This is a genomic window from Leptothrix sp. (in: b-proteobacteria) (assembly GCF_965250675.1).
Classification (GTDB): Bacteria; Pseudomonadota; Gammaproteobacteria; order Burkholderiales; family Burkholderiaceae_C; genus Sphaerotilus.
Window position 1 is genome coordinate 127,617 of record NZ_CBDFPH010000009.1, and the last position, 14,153, is coordinate 141,769.

17 protein-coding genes and 2 pseudogenes are annotated in these 14,153 nt (G+C 68.6%); 15 read left to right on the plus strand and 4 right to left on the minus strand.

The features are described 5' to 3' along the window. Positions 1-10: 10 nt before the first annotated feature. A complete protein-coding gene (locus AC5IG3_RS13950) occupies positions 11-919 on the minus strand; it encodes an MBL fold metallo-hydrolase (protein WP_491906902.1) in 909 nt (302 codons plus the stop codon). A gap of 254 nt (positions 920-1,173) precedes the next feature. Here AC5IG3_RS13950 and AC5IG3_RS13955 point away from each other — a divergent pair. From AC5IG3_RS13955 to AC5IG3_RS13965, 3 genes and pseudogenes are all read left to right on the plus strand, one after another. Next, positions 1,174-2,326: pseudogene (locus AC5IG3_RS13955) on the plus strand (sigma-54 interaction domain-containing protein); the annotation flags it as partial. Between the two features lie 101 nt (positions 2,327-2,427). Next, positions 2,428-2,547: pseudogene (locus tag AC5IG3_RS13960) on the plus strand (helix-turn-helix domain-containing protein); the annotation flags it as partial. A gap of 25 nt (positions 2,548-2,572) precedes the next feature. Then, entirely contained in the window at positions 2,573-3,760 is a 1,188-nt protein-coding gene (locus AC5IG3_RS13965; protein ID WP_491906903.1) for an MFS transporter, read from the plus strand. Here AC5IG3_RS13965 and AC5IG3_RS13970 read toward each other — a convergent pair. Next, positions 3,739-4,356: a Crp/Fnr family transcriptional regulator gene (locus tag AC5IG3_RS13970; protein WP_491906904.1), complete on the minus strand. Its 618-nt coding sequence runs from the start codon at positions 4,354-4,356 to the stop codon at positions 3,739-3,741. The two genes, AC5IG3_RS13965 and AC5IG3_RS13970, sit on opposite strands and share 22 nt — an antisense overlap. Before the next feature lie 63 nt (positions 4,357-4,419). Here AC5IG3_RS13970 and AC5IG3_RS13975 point away from each other — a divergent pair, with 63 nt between their 5' ends. The 12 genes from AC5IG3_RS13975 (at position 4,420) to AC5IG3_RS14030 (ending at position 13,069) form a co-directional block, all read left to right on the plus strand. Continuing rightward, positions 4,420-4,932 (plus strand): hypothetical protein, encoded by a 513-nt coding sequence (locus AC5IG3_RS13975; RefSeq protein WP_491906905.1) that lies wholly within the window; start codon positions 4,420-4,422, stop codon positions 4,930-4,932. Positions 4,933-5,105: 173 nt separating this feature from the next. Next, positions 5,106-5,351, plus strand: a complete 246-nt coding sequence (gene cydP / locus AC5IG3_RS13980) for a cytochrome oxidase putative small subunit CydP (RefSeq protein ID WP_491906907.1) — start codon at positions 5,106-5,108, stop codon at positions 5,349-5,351. Continuing rightward, complete coding sequence (locus tag AC5IG3_RS13985) at positions 5,341-6,909, plus strand: cytochrome ubiquinol oxidase subunit I (RefSeq protein WP_491906908.1); 1,569 nt, start codon at positions 5,341-5,343, stop codon at positions 6,907-6,909. The genes cydP and AC5IG3_RS13985 overlap by 11 nt, the downstream gene beginning before the upstream one ends. An 11-nt stretch (positions 6,910-6,920) precedes the next feature. Next, complete coding sequence (cydB, locus tag AC5IG3_RS13990) at positions 6,921-8,057, plus strand: cytochrome d ubiquinol oxidase subunit II (RefSeq protein ID WP_491906909.1); 1,137 nt, start codon at positions 6,921-6,923, stop codon at positions 8,055-8,057. A 2-nt stretch (positions 8,058-8,059) separates the two neighbouring features. Continuing rightward, entirely contained in the window at positions 8,060-8,197 is a 138-nt protein-coding gene (gene cydX, locus AC5IG3_RS13995) for a cytochrome bd-I oxidase subunit CydX (protein ID WP_491906910.1), read from the plus strand. Further along, complete coding sequence (locus AC5IG3_RS14000; RefSeq protein ID WP_491906911.1) at positions 8,187-8,477, plus strand: cyd operon YbgE family protein; 291 nt, start codon at positions 8,187-8,189, stop codon at positions 8,475-8,477. The genes cydX and AC5IG3_RS14000 overlap by 11 nt, the downstream gene beginning before the upstream one ends. Positions 8,478-8,481: 4 nt before the next feature. Continuing rightward, positions 8,482-8,892 carry a rhodanese-like domain-containing protein gene (locus tag AC5IG3_RS14005; protein WP_491906912.1) on the plus strand — a complete coding sequence of 137 codons (411 nt, stop codon included), beginning with the start codon at positions 8,482-8,484 and terminating at the stop codon, positions 8,890-8,892. Between the two features lie 54 nt (positions 8,893-8,946). Further along, complete coding sequence (locus tag AC5IG3_RS14010; protein WP_491906913.1) at positions 8,947-10,608, plus strand: cbb3-type cytochrome c oxidase subunit I; 1,662 nt, start codon at positions 8,947-8,949, stop codon at positions 10,606-10,608. Next, entirely contained in the window at positions 10,605-11,240 is a 636-nt protein-coding gene (locus tag AC5IG3_RS14015) for a cbb3-type cytochrome c oxidase subunit II (RefSeq protein WP_491906914.1), read from the plus strand. Before AC5IG3_RS14010 ends, AC5IG3_RS14015 begins: the two co-directional genes overlap by 4 nt. Beyond that, positions 11,237-11,842: a c-type cytochrome gene (locus tag AC5IG3_RS14020; RefSeq protein ID WP_491906915.1), complete on the plus strand. Its 606-nt coding sequence runs from the start codon at positions 11,237-11,239 to the stop codon at positions 11,840-11,842. Before AC5IG3_RS14015 ends, AC5IG3_RS14020 begins: the two co-directional genes overlap by 4 nt. 1 nt (position 11,843) lies before the next feature. Continuing rightward, positions 11,844-12,488 carry an SCO family protein gene (locus AC5IG3_RS14025; RefSeq protein WP_491906916.1) on the plus strand — a complete coding sequence of 215 codons (645 nt, stop codon included), beginning with the start codon at positions 11,844-11,846 and terminating at the stop codon, positions 12,486-12,488. Further along, on the plus strand, positions 12,485-13,069 hold the full coding sequence (locus AC5IG3_RS14030) for a hypothetical protein (protein ID WP_491906917.1): 585 nt from the start codon (positions 12,485-12,487) through the stop codon (positions 13,067-13,069). The genes AC5IG3_RS14025 and AC5IG3_RS14030 overlap by 4 nt, the downstream gene beginning before the upstream one ends. Here the strand turns inward: AC5IG3_RS14030 and AC5IG3_RS14035 are convergent, their stop codons facing one another. Together AC5IG3_RS14035 and AC5IG3_RS14040 are read right to left on the minus strand one after the other, a co-directional pair. Continuing rightward, complete coding sequence (locus tag AC5IG3_RS14035) at positions 13,070-13,687, minus strand: class I SAM-dependent methyltransferase (RefSeq protein ID WP_491906918.1); 618 nt, start codon at positions 13,685-13,687, stop codon at positions 13,070-13,072. It abuts the gene before it with no gap. Beyond that, the gene (locus tag AC5IG3_RS14040) at positions 13,688-14,134 is read right to left on the minus strand and encodes a DUF6691 family protein (RefSeq protein WP_491906919.1); all 447 of its coding nucleotides are present in this window, start codon (positions 14,132-14,134) and stop codon (positions 13,688-13,690) included. Positions 14,135-14,153 lie beyond the last annotated feature (19 nt).

A 14,153-nucleotide genomic window follows, 5' to 3' on the forward strand; every position in this document is an offset into this window, starting at 1 on the left:
CGGGCGCTGCTCAGACCGCGTTGAGCGGAATCTTGATGTAGCGGGTGCCGTTGTCCTCGGGCTCGGGCAGGTGGCCGGCGCGCATGTTGATCTGCACGGCCGGCAGGATCAGCACCGGCATCTCCAGCGTGGCGTCGCGGGCCTGGCGCATGGCGACGAACTCTTCCTCGCTGATGCCGTTGCGCACGTGGATGTTCTGCTCGCGCTGCTCGGCCACGGTGCTGACGAACTGCACCTCGCGCCCGCCGGGCAGGTAGTCGTGGCACATGTAGAGCCGGGTGTCGGCCGGCAGGCTCAGCACCTTGTTGATGGAGCGGAACAGCGTGCGCGCATCGCCGCCGGGAAAGTCGCAGCGGGCGGTGCCGTAGTCGGGCATGAAGAGGGTGTCGCCCACGAAGGCGGCCGTCTGCGCGCCGTCCTCGACCACATAGCTCATGCACGCCGGCGTGTGGCCGGGCGTGTGCAGCGCGCGGGCCTGCAGGCTGCCGATGCGGAAGGTCTCGCCGTCGGCCAGCAGGCGGTCGAACTGGCTGCCGTCGCGGGCGAAGTCGCTGCCGGCGTTGAAGAGCTTGCCGAAGACGTTCTGCACCGTGGTGATGTGGCTGCCGATCGCCAGCTGGCCGCCCAGATGTTGCTGCAGATAGGGCGCGGCCGACAGGTGGTCGGCGTGCACATGGGTTTCCAGGATCCAGTCGACCGTGGCGCCCAGTTCGCGCACGCGGGCGATCAGCTGGTCGGCGGTGGTGGTGCGGGTGCGGCCGGACTTGGGGTCGTAGTCCAGCACGCTGTCGATCAGCGCGCAGTGCCGCGTCTCGGCATCCAGCACGATGTAGCTGACCGTCCAGGTGGTCGGGTCGAAGAAGCCTTCAACCTGCAGGCGGGTGGTGGTGTTGGTGGTGGGTGTGGCGGTGGCAGTCATGGCGGTCTCCTGGAGATGGTCTGCACGCATGACACAGCGCGCGATGAATCTTTTCATAACAAGAGCCGTGCCAGCCGTTTCAAAGACACGTCGGTGCACGCAAGTCCTTGTTTTCATTGAAGTCACGCAGATTTCATCCGGCGTCTGGCAGGCGGGCCTGCCACATTGAACTGCCAGATATCACCGTTTTGGCAGTGACTGGCAGCAATCCACCGCCAGCGCCGACAATGCCGGCTCTGTGCAGGAGCCCGCCCATGTCCGATGTTGTTGATGTTTTCCCCGCCCCGCCCGGCGCGCCGCAAGTCCAGGCGCTGATCTCGTTCCTGGAGCACGAGGCCCAGCCGATGATCGTGCTCGACCCGGGCTACAACATCCTGGCCGCCAACACCGCCTACCGGCGCCAGTTCGGTACCGCCGACAAGCCCTACATCGGCCACAAGTGCTACCGCGTCTCGCATCACTACGACGTGCCGTGCGACCAGGCCGGCGAGCACTGCCCGATGAAAAAGGCCTTCGAGTTGAAGGGCCCGGACCGCGTGCTGCACATCCACCACACGCCGCGCGGGCCGGAGCATGTCGATGTGGAACTGCGCCCCATCGTCACCAGCGATGGCGCGGTGGTGGCCTACGTCGAGCGCTTGTCCACGGTGCGCACCGCCTCGGCCACGCCCAGCGCCGAAGGGCTGGTCGGGCGGTCTGCCGCATTCAACCAGGCGCTGTCCTGCCTGCAGCGCGTGGCGCCGTCGATGCTGCCGGTGCTGCTGCTGGGCGAGTCCGGCACCGGCAAGGAACTGTTCGCCCGCGCGGTGCATGAAGGCAGCGAGCGCGCGCGCGGCCCTTTTGTGGTGGTCGACTGCTCGGGCTTCAGCGAAACCCTGTTCGAGAGCGAGCTGTTCGGCTACGAGAAAGGCGCGTTCACCGGCGCGGTGGCACGCAAGCCCGGCCTGGTCGAGACCGCCAAGGGCGGCACGCTCTTCCTGGACGAGATCGGCGACGTGCCGCTGCCCATGCAGGTCAAGCTGCTGCGGCTGATCGAGTCCGGCACCTTCCGCCGTGTCGGCAGCGTCGAAACCCAGCGCGCCGACTTCCGCCTGGTGGCCGCCACCCACCAGCCGCTGGAGCAGATGGTGGCCGACGGCCGCTTCCGGCGCGACCTGTACTACCGCATCGCCGCCTTCCCGATTGCGCTGCCGCCACTGCGCGAGCGCGTGGACGACGTGCCGATGCTGGTCGAGTCCATCCTGCAGCGCAGTGCCCGCCACGGCGTGCGGCTGCAGCTCGAACCGGCGGCGCTGGCGCGCCTGCAGGCCTACACCTGGCCCGGCAACATCCGCGAGCTGCGCAACGTGCTGGAGCGCGCGCGCCTGTTTGCCGACGACGGCGTGATCCGCGCCGAGCACCTGCCCGCCCCCATCGGCCAGACTGAATCGGGCGGCGGCGTGCCGGTGCGGCTACCGGTGCCGATGTCGATGAAAACGCCAGCGCCGATGCCAGCCGCCATCACTCCGGATGCCGACCTGGTCGCCATCGCTGCGGGCTTCCAGGGCACGCGCCGGGAACTGGCCGCGCAGGTCGGGCTGAGCGAGCGCACGCTGTACCGGCGCCTGAAGGCGCTCGGGCTGGCCTGAACGAGACCCTGTCAGGAAAGCCCTCATGAACGTCCAACTGCTGTTGCTCGCCCTCTGCCAGGGCCTGTTCCTGTCCAACAACGTCACCTTCATTGCCGTCAACGGGCTGGTCGGCCTGAGTCTGGCGCCTGCGGCCTGGATGGCCACGCTGCCCATGGCCGCCTACGTGGCCGGCGGGGCGCTGGCGGCGCCGCTGGTGGCGCGGCACCAGCGTGCCTGGGGGCGGCGGCGCACGTTTCAGCTCGGGCTGGTCGTCGCGATGGCGGCCTCGGCGCTGTGCGCCTGGGCGGCCATCAGCGGCAGTTTCTGGCTGCTGACCGCTGCGACCGTGCTGGCCGGCTACTACCAGGCCAACGCCTCGCTCTACCGCTTTGCAGCGACCGAACTGGTCGGCCCGTCGCTGAAGGAAAAGGCGATTTCCTGGGTGCTGGCGGGCGGCATTCTGGGCGCCATCGTCGGTCCCAACCTGGCGACGGCCACCCGCGATGCGCTGCCCCAGCCTTACGCCGGCGCCTACATTGCGCTGGTCGGCGTGGCCTTGCTGGCGATGCTGCTGATGTCGCGCATCCAGTTTCCGCCCTTGACCGAACCCGGCACGCCCGCCGCCAGCGGCCGTCCGCTGCGCGAAATCGCCCGCCAGCCGGTCTTCATCATCGCGGTGGCGGCCTGCGCGCTGGGCTACGGCGTCATGAGCCTGCTGATGTCGGCCACGCCCATCGCCATGGCGCAATGCGCCCACCCGTTCTCGGCCGCCGCCCTGGTGCTGGAATGGCATGTGCTGGGCATGTACGTGCCGAGCTTCTTCACCGGTGCGCTCATCAAGCGCTTTGGTGCGCTGCCGGTGATGGTGGTCGGGCTGGCCCTCAACATCGTCTGCGTGCTGATTGCCTTGTCAGGCGTCGACCTGATGCACTTCCTGGCCGCGCTGATCACGCTGGGGGTGGGCTGGAACTTCCTCTTCATCGGCGGCACCACGCTCGCCACAGAAACCTACCGGCCCGAGGAGCGCACCACCGCGCAGGCGGCGGTCGATTTCTGCGTCTACGCCACCATGACGCTCACTGCCTTCGGCTCCGGCGCGCTGGTCACCACCGGCGGCTGGCAGGCCATGAACCTGGGCTCGCTGCTGCCGCTGAGCCTGCTCGGCGCGGCTCTGGCGTGGCTGGCCGTGCGGCAGCGGCGCAGCGCCGTTCAACACAGCATCAGCGCCTGATCGTCCTGGCGCAGCACGCCTTCGCGCTGAAGCATGGCCAGCGTGCGGTAGAGCGCCTCGTGGGACACGCCCAGCTCGGCGGCGAGGTCTTTCTTGCTGCCGGGCAGGGGCAGGCGGCCGTCTTCGCCCTGGGTGATCAGCAGGTGCAGCAGCCGCTCGCGCACGGTCTTGAGGGCCAGGCGCTCGGCGTGGCCACGCTGGCGGCGGATTTCTGACGACAGCATGCCGATCCAGGCCCAGCGGGTGTCGGCGTCCTGGTCGATGGCCTCGTGCAGCGCGGCCACCGGCAGGGCGATCAGCGCGCAGTCGCTCAGTGCCGTGGCATCGCAGTGGTAGCGCGTGCTGCGCAGGCTGGCCTCGGCCAGAAAGCCGCCTGAGGCGCGTTGCAGGATCAGCAGGCGGCCGCTGCGGTCGGTGCGGCTCATCACCGCTTCGCCGTGGGCGACGTAGAACATCTGGCTCGGCGTCTGGCCGGTCACGAACAGGCTGCAGCCTTTGGCCAGTTGCAGCGGGCGCGCCAGTTCGCGCAGCCACGGCGTGAACTGCGCCAGGGGCGGGCGTTGCCAGACCTCGGGGTGGGATATGACTGCAGTCATAGGCGTTGGGCGCCGGCCTCTTTAGGCTGCGCACTTTTCCACTGTCCTGAAGGGCTGACTGCCATGATCAAACTCCGCTCCCTCGTGCTGGCTCTCGGTCTGAGCGCCGCCGCACTGTACGGCCAGACCGGCGCGTTGGCCCAGCACCACGGCCACGGCCATGGCGCTGCCGCAGCCGATGCGGCCCCGGCGCATGCCGCCGTCCCGGACCTGCGCGAGCTGGTCAAGTACCCGCCCGCGATGCGCGACCACACGCTGGCGAACATGCGCGATCACCTGCTGGCCCTGGCGCAGATCCAGGAGGCGCTGGCTGCCAATGCGCCCGATCGCGCCGCGCAGATTGCCGAGCAGCGGCTGGGCATGACCTCGCTGAAGGCGCACAACGCCCACGAGGCCGCCAAGCTCATGCCGCAGGGCATGCAGGACGTGGGCACCAGCATGCACCGGAGCGCCAGCCAGTTTGCGGTCGAGGCCCAGAACGCCGCCGCCACAGGTGACCTCAAGCCCGCGCTGGCCGCACTGGCCCGCACCACCCAGGCCTGCGTGGCCTGCCATGCGGGTTACCGGCTGCAGTGAACCCGGGGTGATGAGGCTGGCAGTGTGCGGCAGTGCCTGGCAGTCGGGGTGGCAGCCGGAATGGCAGTGATGGGGCCGCTGCCGGGGCTGTGAGGCCGTGAAATCGACGCTTCCCGGGCCAGGCAGCCTGGCACGCTTCTTGGAGTCATGCGCTGCATCAAGGAGCAATTGACGTGAATCTGGCAGCGCAGCGTTTCGTGCAATCCCTCAACCGCCACCTGGTCTGGGTGGTGGTGTTGAAGGTGCTGGTGCTCACCGCGCTGTGGTGGGCGGTGGTGCGCGACCAGCGTGTCAGCGTCGACGCCGATGCCGCCGCCCGCCTGCTGGGCGTGGCGCAGGCCGCGTCGGAGGCTCCTCTCCAGGCATCAGCCCCCACCCCGGACGTCCGGGATACCAGGACCCGTTCCCATGATCAGTGAACAGCTCGTCGACCTGTCGCGGCTGCAGTTTGCCGCCACGGCGATGTACCACTTTCTCTTCGTGCCGCTCACCGTCGGCATGGTCTGGCTGCTGGTCATCATGGAGGCCGTCTACGTGATGACCGGCAAGGTCATCTACAAGGACATGACCCGCTTCTGGGGCAAGCTCTTCGGCATCAACTTTGCGCTGGGCGTGACCACCGGCATCACGCTCGAATTCCAGTTCGGCACCAACTGGGCCTACTACTCGCACTACGTGGGCGACATCTTCGGCGCGCCGCTGGCGATCGAGGGGCTGATGGCCTTCTTCCTCGAATCGACCATGTTCGGCCTGTTCTTCTTCGGCTGGGACCGCCTGAGCCGCCAGCAGCACCTGCTGGTGACGACGCTGATGGCGCTGGGCACCAACCTGAGCGCGCTGTGGATCCTGATCGCCAACGGCTGGATGCAGAACCCGGTCGGCGCCGAGTTCAGCCCAGTGACCATGCGCATGGAGATGACCGACTTCTGGGCCATCCTGTTCAACCCCGATGCGCAGGCCAAGTTCGTGCACACCGTGTCGGCCGGTTACGTGACGGGCGCGATGTTCGTGCTGTCGGTCAGCAGCTGGTACCTGCTCAAGGGCCGTGACGTCGAGTTCGCGCGGCGCAGCTTCCGCATTGCGGCGGCCTTCGGGCTGGCGTCCGTGTGTTCGGTGATCGTGCTGGGTGACGAGTCCGGCTACACCGTGGGCGAGGCGCAGCAGACCAAGATGGCCGCCATCGAGGCCATGTGGGAGACCGAGCCCGCGCCCGCTTCCTTCAACGCCCTGGCCTGGCCGAACGAGGCCGAGGCCAGGAACGACTGGGCGATCGAAATCCCGTGGGTGATGGGCATCATCGGCACGCGGTCGCTGACCAAGGAGATTCCCGGCATCAAGGAAATCAAGGCGAAGAACCGCGAGCGCATCGTCAACGGCATCCAGGCCGTGCTCGCCCTGGAAGCGCTGCGCAAGTCGCCCAAGGACCCGGCGCTGCTGGCGCATTTTGATGGCTTGAAAGCCGACCTTGGCTTCGGCCTGCTGCTGAAGAAGTACACCGACCGGGTGCAGGACGCGACGCCCGAGATGATCCAGAAAGCGGTCGATTCCACCGTGCCGCGCGTGGCGCCGATGTTCTGGAGCTTCCGCGCCATGGTCGGCCTGGGCTTCGCGATGCTGCTGCTGTTCGGCCTGGCGTTCTGGACCACGCTCAAGAGCGAATGCGCTCAAAAGCCCTGGCTGCTGAAGGCGGCGCTGTGGATGCTGCCCGCGCCCTGGCTGGCCTGCGAGCTGGGCTGGTTCGTGGCCGAGTACGGTCGCCAGCCCTGGACCATCTACGGCGTGTTGCCCACCCACCTAAGCGTGTCGACGCTGAGCGTGGGCAACCTCTACGGCTCGCTGGCCGGCTTCGTGGTGTTCTACACCGTGCTGCTGGTGGTGGAGATGTTCCTGATGATCAAGTTCGCCCGCATCGGCCCGGGCAGCCTGGGCACGGGCCGCTACGCGAACGAAGTCGGTCATGCGCCGGCGCACGCCTGAAGGGCAACAAGATGCTGGACTATCCAACCCTCAAGGTCATCTGGTGGCTGCTGGTCGGCGTGCTGCTGGTGGGCTTCGCCATCATGGACGGCCATGACATGGGCGTGGGCACGCTGCTGCCCTTCGTCGGCCGCAGCGACGTCGAACGCCGCGTCGTCATCAACACCGTCGGCCCGCACTGGGACGGCAACCAAGTGTGGTTCATCACCGGCGGCGGCGCCATCTTCGCGGCCTGGCCGCTGGTCTACGCCACCGCCTTCAGCGGCTTCTACTGGGCGATGCTGGCGGTGCTGTGGGCGCTGTTTTTCCGCCCGGTGGGCTTTGACTACCGCAGCAAGATCCACCACCCTGCCTGGCGCAGCACCTGGGACTGGGGCCTGTTCATCGGTGGCGCGGTGCCGCCACTGATCTTCGGCGTGGCGTTTGGCAACCTGCTGCAGGGCGTGCCCTTCGGCTTCGACGACAGCCTGCGCTCGACCTACACCGGCACCTTCTGGCAACTGCTCAACCCGTTTGCGCTGCTGGCCGGCGTGGTCAGCTCGGCCATGATCACGATGCATGGTGGCGTCTACCTGGCGCACCGCACCGACGGCGTGGTGCAGGCGCGCGCCCGGCGTGCCGCCATCGGCGCGGCGCTGCTGATGGTGCTGGCCTTTGTGGCGGCGGGCGTGTGGCTGCAGGCGATGGACGGCTACCGCATCACGTCGGTGATCGACCCGGCCGCGCTGCCTGATCCGCTGGCCAAGACCGTGGTGCGCGAGGCGGGTGCGTGGATGGCCAACTACCGCCTGCAGCCGCTGCTGTGGCTGCTGCCGGCCCTGGGCGTGTCAGGCGCTTTGCTCGCGGCCGGGCTGGTGGCGGTGGGCCGCACGCTGGTGGCGTTCGTGGCTTCGGCGCTGGCCCTGGTGGGCGTGATCGGCACGGCCGGCGCGAGCATGTTCCCCTTCATCATGCCCTCGAGCAGCCAGCCCCAGGCGAGCCTGACGGTCTGGGACAGCGTCTCCAGCCACCTGACGCTGGGCCTGATGTTCTGGGCCACGCTGATCCTGATGCCGCTGATCGTGCTCTACACCTCGTGGGCCTACAAGGTCATGTCTGGCAAGGTCACGGCGGCCTACATCCGCGAAAACGAACACGGAGCGTACTGACCATGTGGTACTTCACCTGGATTCTGGGACTGGGTTTTGCCGTCCTGCTGGCCATCTTGAACGCGATGTGGGGCGAGAACGCCGAAGCGCGACAAGCGGCCCTGCGCCGTCCTGACGGGCATGACCGCGATGGGCACTGAATCACCGCCCGTCCTGTCCACCACCCGCCCGCTGGCCCTGTTGCCGCTGGGCGTGGCGGTGCTGATCATGCTGGGCGTGACGATCTACCCGCGTGCGCTGGTGGGCGCCGACGGCCATGCCGACCACCGCCTGGCGACGCTGGTGTTCTGGGCCATGAGCGCCGGCCTGGTCAGCGGCGTGGGTTTCCTGCCGCGCTGGCGGTTGCTGCGCGTGCTGCTGTCAGGCAGGGCCTGCGGGCTGACCCTGGCGGTAGCCCTGACGATGAAGTTCTGGAGTTGACGCGATGACGATGCATCCCCTTCGAGCCTGGTGGGCCGGCGCTGCCGCTGGCGTGCTGGCCCTGGCCGCCTGCGGCAAGGCGCCGCCCGCCATCGACGTTTCGCAGGCCCAAGCTCAGTTCGCAGCCGGCCAGGCCGTGCTGATCGACGTGCGCGAGCCCGACGAACACGCCGCCGTGCGCGCGCCGGGCGCCACGCTCATCCCGCTGGGCCAGCTGGCCCAGCGTCTGGGCGAGCTGCCGCAGGACAAGGCCACGCCGGTACTGGTGGTGTGCCGCTCCGGCAGCCGGTCGGCTGCGGCCACCGACTTGCTGCGGCAGGCGGGCTACGGCGGCACGCTCAACGTCAGCGGCGGCATGAACGCCTGGGAGCAGGCCGGCCTGCCGGTGCTGCGCGGCGCAGGCGGCGGGCGCTGACCTGCGGCCCTGGCGGTATCCGGTCCCTTCCAAAATCATCAGGAGACTCTTGTCATGGATTTCACCGTGAGCGTTCTGCTCGGCACGTTCTTGTTGTCGATTGCAGCGCTGTTTGTCTTCATCTGGTCGATGTCCAAAGGCCTGTTCGGCGATGGCATGGGCGCGGCCACCGAGATCTTCGCGCCCAATGAGTTGGGCACGGTCGAAGACCCCGCCGCGACTGCGGCACAGAAAGGCGGCTTGCAGCAGGCCATGGATGCCCGCGATGGGGCGGGCCCGCGCATGGCCGAGGCCGACGCGCAGGCCCGCTCGCGGGCGGACCAGTCGACGTCGCTGGTGGTGGGCGTCTGCCTGACGCTGGCCGTGGTCTGGTTGGTGCTGGCGTCGCTGGCCGGCCTGATCTCATCGATCAAGCTGCATGCGCCGGACTGGTGGGTGCAGTACGAGTGGCTGACCTTCGGCCGCATCCGGCCGATCCACCTGAACCTGGTGGCTTACGGCTGGTGCTCGCTGGCGGGCATCGGCGTGGCGATCTGGCTGATTCCGCGCCTGCTCAAGACCGAACTGGTGGGGGCGAAGTACGCGCTCGTCGGCGGGGCGCTCTGGAGCATTGGGGTGTTCGCCGGCTCGGTGGCCATCGGCATGGGGTATTCCGACGGGCTGGAGTGGCTCGAATTCCCCTGGCAGATCGACATCCTGCTGGTGGTGGGCGGCGCGCTGGTGGGCTTCCCGCTCTGGATGACGCTGCTCAAGCGCCGGGTGGAGCACCTGTACGTGTCGGTCTGGTACATCGCCGCCGGCCTGCTGTGGTTTCCGGTGCTGTTCCTGATCGCCAACTGGCCGGGGCTGCACTTTGGCGTCGAGCAGGCGACCATGAACTGGTGGTTCGGCCACAACGTGCTGGGGCTGTGGTTCACGCCGATCGGGCTGGCCGCGTCCTACTACTTCATCCCCAAGGTGCTGGGCAAGCCGATCCACTCCTACAACCTGTCGCTGCTGGGCTTCTGGTCGCTGGCGTTCTTCTACAGCCAGGTGGGCGGGCATCACCTGATCGGCGGGCCGGTGCCGTCGTGGCTGGTCACGATCTCGATCGTGCAGAGCATGATGATGGTGATTCCGGTGTTCGCCGTGGCGGTCAACCAGCACATGACCGTGCTGGGCAACTTCCGCGCGCTGACCTACTCGCCCACGCTGCGCTTCATCGTGCTGGGCGCCATGATGTACACGGCCGCGTCGGTGCAGGGTTCACTGGAGGCGCTGCGGGCGGTCAATGCCGTCACGCACTTCACGCACTACACCATCGCCCACGCCCACCTGGGGCTGTACGGCTTCTTCTCGATGGTGATGTTCGGTTCGATCTACTTCATCATGCCCCGCGTCATGAACTGGGAATGGCCGTATCCGCGGCTGATCTCGCTGCATTTCTGGCTGGTGCTGATCGGCTTTGCGATCTACTTCATCTGGCTGACCCTCGGCGGCTGGCTGCAGGGGCTGGCCATGCTGGACGAGAACACCCCCTTCATGCAGTCGGTGGCGATCACGCTGCCCTACCTGAAGGCCCGCTCGATCGGGGGTGGGCTGATGACGCTCGGCCACCTGGTCTTTGCCGTGCATTTCTTCGCGATGGGCTGGAAGTTCGGCCCCCGGCGCCTGGGGGCTGCCCTGCTGGGCGCGTCCTTGCTGCCGCGCGTTCTGACCCAGGGAGCCGCAGCATGAGCGCCGGCAAGAGTTTCTGGGAAATGGACGAACTGCGCATCATCACCGGTGCCATGGTGATCCTGGGGGGCGCGACGGGCGTGCTGGTCGTGATGCCTTACCTGATGCTGGAGAACGTCAAGCCGCCGCCGGCACTCAAGCCCTACACCAGCGAGCAACTGGTGGGCCGCCAGTCCTACATGGCCAACGGCTGTGTCTACTGCCATTCGCAGCAGCCCCGCGACATCAGCCTGGCCCCCGACGCCAAGCGGGGCTGGGGTCGGGCCTCGGTCGCAGGGGACTACGCCTACGACACGCCCCACCTGCTGGGCACCATGCGCACCGGTCCGGACCTGCTCAACATCGGCGCCCGCCAGCCGAGCATGGACTGGCAACTGGGCCACCTGTACCAGCCGCGCGCCTACACGCCGGGTTCGATCATGCCGCCCTATCCCTACCTGTTCGAGGTGCGCCAGGGCGCGGCGCAACCGGGCGAGACGGTGGTCAACCTGCCGCCGTCGGTGGCCAAGCCGGGCGAGGTCGTGGTGGCCAAGCCCGAGGCCGTCGCGCTGGTGCGCTACCTGCTGTCGCTGGACCGCACCTATCCCGCGCTGGCGCCCTTGCCTGTCAAACCCTCCAAGGACCAGCCATGAACAAATCTGAACGCGCGGCCCTCAACGCCCAACGCCAGCGCGAGCATGCCGACCCCGACGAGGGCGTGCGCCCGCTGCCCTGGTTCCTGGTCATGTTCCTGGGCGCGATGGCCATGTGGGGCGCCTTCTACATCTACATCACGCCGTCGGGCGAGGACTCCGCCTATGGCGACCAGCGCACGGTGGCGACCCTGCGCCCGCCCGTGCCGGTGGCCGGAGCCGCCCCGGCGGTGGACGGCAAGCTGGTTTACGGCAGCAAATGCGCCGCGTGCCACCAGGCCACGGGCCAGGGCGTGGCAGGCGTGTTCCCGCCGCTGGCGGGTGCCGAGTGGGTGATGGGTGACGAGAAGGTGCTCACCAACATCCTGCTGCATGGCGTCAACGGCGAACTGGAGGTCAAGGGCGTGGTCTACAAGGGCGCCATGCCCGCCTGGAAGGCCATGAGCGACGATGAACTGGCCGCTGTCATGACCTATGTGCGCAGCGACTGGGGCAACCAGGCGCCCGCCATCACCGCTGCCACGGTCAAGGCCCAGCGCGAGGCCACGCAGTCCCGGACCGAGCCTTATGCGGGTGGCACCGGACTCAAGGCGCCGTCCTGAGGTGAGCGCTCCCGGTCTGCTGCGCACCTTTGTGGCCAGCACGGCCGTGCTGGTGGCTGCGCTGGCCGGCCTGCTGCACACCACCGAGGGCGGCCGCGCCTTCACGACCGAGACGCTGCGGCGCTCGGCCGTCGAGCGCCAGCCGCAGCCGTTGCCGGACTTTGCCCTGGTCGATGCGGCCGGTCAGGCGACGACGCTGCACCGCCTGCTGGCCGCAGACGAGCGCCTCTGGATCGTGGACTTTGTCTACACCCGCTGCGAGACCGTGTGCAGCGTGCTCGGCTCGGTCTACCAGCAGTTGCAGCAGCAGATCGCCGCAAAGGGCGCGCAGGGGCGGGTGGGCCTGCTGTCGATCAGTTTTGATCCGCAGCGTGACGATGCCGCAGCGCTGCGCGATTACGCCCAGCGCCTGCGCATGGATCCAGCGCTCTGGCAGGTTGTCACGCTGGCCCGGCCGGCGGACCGGCGCCGCCTGCTCGATGCCTTCGGCATCATGGTGCTGCCGGCGCCGCTGGGCGAGTTCGAGCACAACGCCGCATTCCATCTGGTCGACGCCCAGGGCCAGCTGCTGCGCATCCTGCCGATCGAGGCCCCCGCCCAGGCGCTGGACCTGGCGCTGGAACTCACGCAGGCGACCCCACCATGACGCAGGAACGAGGGCCGCTGCCGGCCGCGCTGGTGTCTGGCGTGCTGGCCGTGGCCTTGTCGCTGCCGCCGCTGCGCAGCCTGATCGAGCAGAGCATGGCCTGGCACATGGCGGTGCAGATGCCCTTGCTGGTCTGGAGCGGCTGGTGGTGGGGCCGTGCTGCGACGCGCAGCCGCGTCGCACAGGCGCTGGCGCCCTGGAACCAGTACGGCTTGACCGGCTTCCTGGCTGCCCAGGGCTGGCTGGCGTACTGGATGCTGCCCTCGGCCATCGACCGGGCGGTGGTCGTGCCCGAGGCCGACGGGTTCAAGCTGGCAACGCTGCTGCTCTGCGGCGCGCTGTTACGCCATTCCGCAGAACGCGCGCCCACGGTGATTCAGCTGTTCTTCATGGGCTATGTGCTGTCGATGATGGTGTGGCTGGGCCTGTACCTGCTCAGCACCGACCTGAGGCTGTGCAACGCCTATTCGCTGCAGAGCCAGGTCGATGCCGGCTGGGGGCTGGTGGCCTGGGCCGTGGCCCTGGGGTGCGCGTGGCTGGTGAGCGCGCTGCGCCGATCCAGGCCCGTGGCCCCAGCCTGATCACCCGCGTCGCCGCGCGACCAGGCCGACCAGCGCCGAGCGGCCGCTGTGGCCGCTGCCTTCGTTCATGTCGGCCTCGTACTCGTCGAGCGACACGATGTCCAGTTCGGCAAACGCCTCGCGCAGCAGGGCCTCGGTGTAGAGGTAGGACACCTGCGGCGGCCCGCCGGTGCGGTACTCCAGCTGCTTGGGCGTGTAGCCCTGCAGCAGCAGCGTGCCGCCGGGCTTGAGGCTGCGGACCATGTGCGCGAACAGGCGCGCGCGCAGCGCCGGGTCGGCGAACTGCACGAAGATGGCCGCGACGCCGTCGTAGGCGGCCTGCGGCCAGGCGAAGTTGTCGCAATCGGCGACGGTGTAGTTGACGTGTGCGCCCTGCGCCTCGGCCAGGCGTCGGGCCTTGGCCACGCCGGCCTCGGCGATGTCGAAGGCGTCGACCTGCAGGCCCTGGCGCGCCAGCCAGACGCTGTTGCGGCCTTCGCCGTCGGCCACGCACAGCACGCGCTGGCCGGGTTGCCAGACACCGGCGTTCTGGCTCAGCCAGACGCTGGGTTGGGTGCCGAAGATGTAGTCGTCGCGGCTGGCAAAGCGATCGTTCCAGCCATTGGCGGGTGTGGCCATTCAGGCGCCCGCCTTCCTGGCGAACAGCGTGGACAGGAAGCGGTCGTGCAGCGCCATGCCGGCCAGCATGGCCGCCACGAACCAGACCGCCGGCATGAAGCCGGCGCCGAGCGCCGTGAGGGCCGGGCCGGGGCAGAAGCCGCCGAGGCCCCAGCCAGCGCCGAACAGCAGGCCGCCGACGATCAGGCGGGTGTCGATCAAGCGGCTGTTGGGAATGTCGAGCGTGGCGCCCGACCAGGCGCGCTCACCGCGGGCGTCACGGCGCCTGGCCAGCAGGAAGCCGACGGTGCCTACCGCAATGCCGCCGCCCATCACGAACGCCAGGCTCGGGTCCCAGCTGCCGAACAGGTCGAGAAAGCCCTGCACCTTGGCCGGGTTGGTCATGCCGCCGGCAATCAGGCCGATGCCGAAGATGCTGCCGCTCAGCAGCGCAATGAGGATGTTCATGGGGGGACTCCGTTCGGGT

Excerpts from the sequence above, each read along its gene's own strand:
- AC5IG3_RS14000 (WP_491906911.1), top strand. The coding sequence starts at position 8,187 with ATGGGCACTGAATCACCGCCCGTCCTGTCCACCACCCGCCCGCTGGCC.
- AC5IG3_RS14020 (WP_491906915.1), top strand. The coding sequence starts at position 11,237 with ATGAACAAATCTGAACGCGCGGCCCTCAACGCCCAACGCCAGCGCGAG.
- AC5IG3_RS14010 (WP_491906913.1), top strand. The coding sequence starts at position 8,947 with ATGGATTTCACCGTGAGCGTTCTGCTCGGCACGTTCTTGTTGTCGATT.
- AC5IG3_RS13950 (WP_491906902.1), bottom strand. The coding sequence starts at position 919 with ATGACTGCCACCGCCACACCCACCACCAACACCACCACCCGCCTGCAG.
- AC5IG3_RS13970 (WP_491906904.1), bottom strand. The coding sequence starts at position 4,356 with ATGACTGCAGTCATATCCCACCCCGAGGTCTGGCAACGCCCGCCCCTG.
- AC5IG3_RS13965 (WP_491906903.1), top strand. The coding sequence starts at position 2,573 with ATGAACGTCCAACTGCTGTTGCTCGCCCTCTGCCAGGGCCTGTTCCTG.
- AC5IG3_RS14035 (WP_491906918.1), bottom strand. The coding sequence starts at position 13,687 with ATGGCCACACCCGCCAATGGCTGGAACGATCGCTTTGCCAGCCGCGAC.
- AC5IG3_RS14040 (WP_491906919.1), bottom strand. The coding sequence starts at position 14,134 with ATGAACATCCTCATTGCGCTGCTGAGCGGCAGCATCTTCGGCATCGGC.
- cydX (WP_491906910.1), top strand. The coding sequence starts at position 8,060 with ATGTGGTACTTCACCTGGATTCTGGGACTGGGTTTTGCCGTCCTGCTG.
- AC5IG3_RS14030 (WP_491906917.1), top strand. The coding sequence starts at position 12,485 with ATGACGCAGGAACGAGGGCCGCTGCCGGCCGCGCTGGTGTCTGGCGTG.
- AC5IG3_RS14015 (WP_491906914.1), top strand. The coding sequence starts at position 10,605 with ATGAGCGCCGGCAAGAGTTTCTGGGAAATGGACGAACTGCGCATCATC.
- AC5IG3_RS13975 (WP_491906905.1), top strand. The coding sequence starts at position 4,420 with ATGATCAAACTCCGCTCCCTCGTGCTGGCTCTCGGTCTGAGCGCCGCC.
- AC5IG3_RS13985 (WP_491906908.1), top strand. The coding sequence starts at position 5,341 with ATGATCAGTGAACAGCTCGTCGACCTGTCGCGGCTGCAGTTTGCCGCC.
- AC5IG3_RS14005 (WP_491906912.1), top strand. The coding sequence starts at position 8,482 with ATGACGATGCATCCCCTTCGAGCCTGGTGGGCCGGCGCTGCCGCTGGC.
- cydB (WP_491906909.1), top strand. The coding sequence starts at position 6,921 with ATGCTGGACTATCCAACCCTCAAGGTCATCTGGTGGCTGCTGGTCGGC.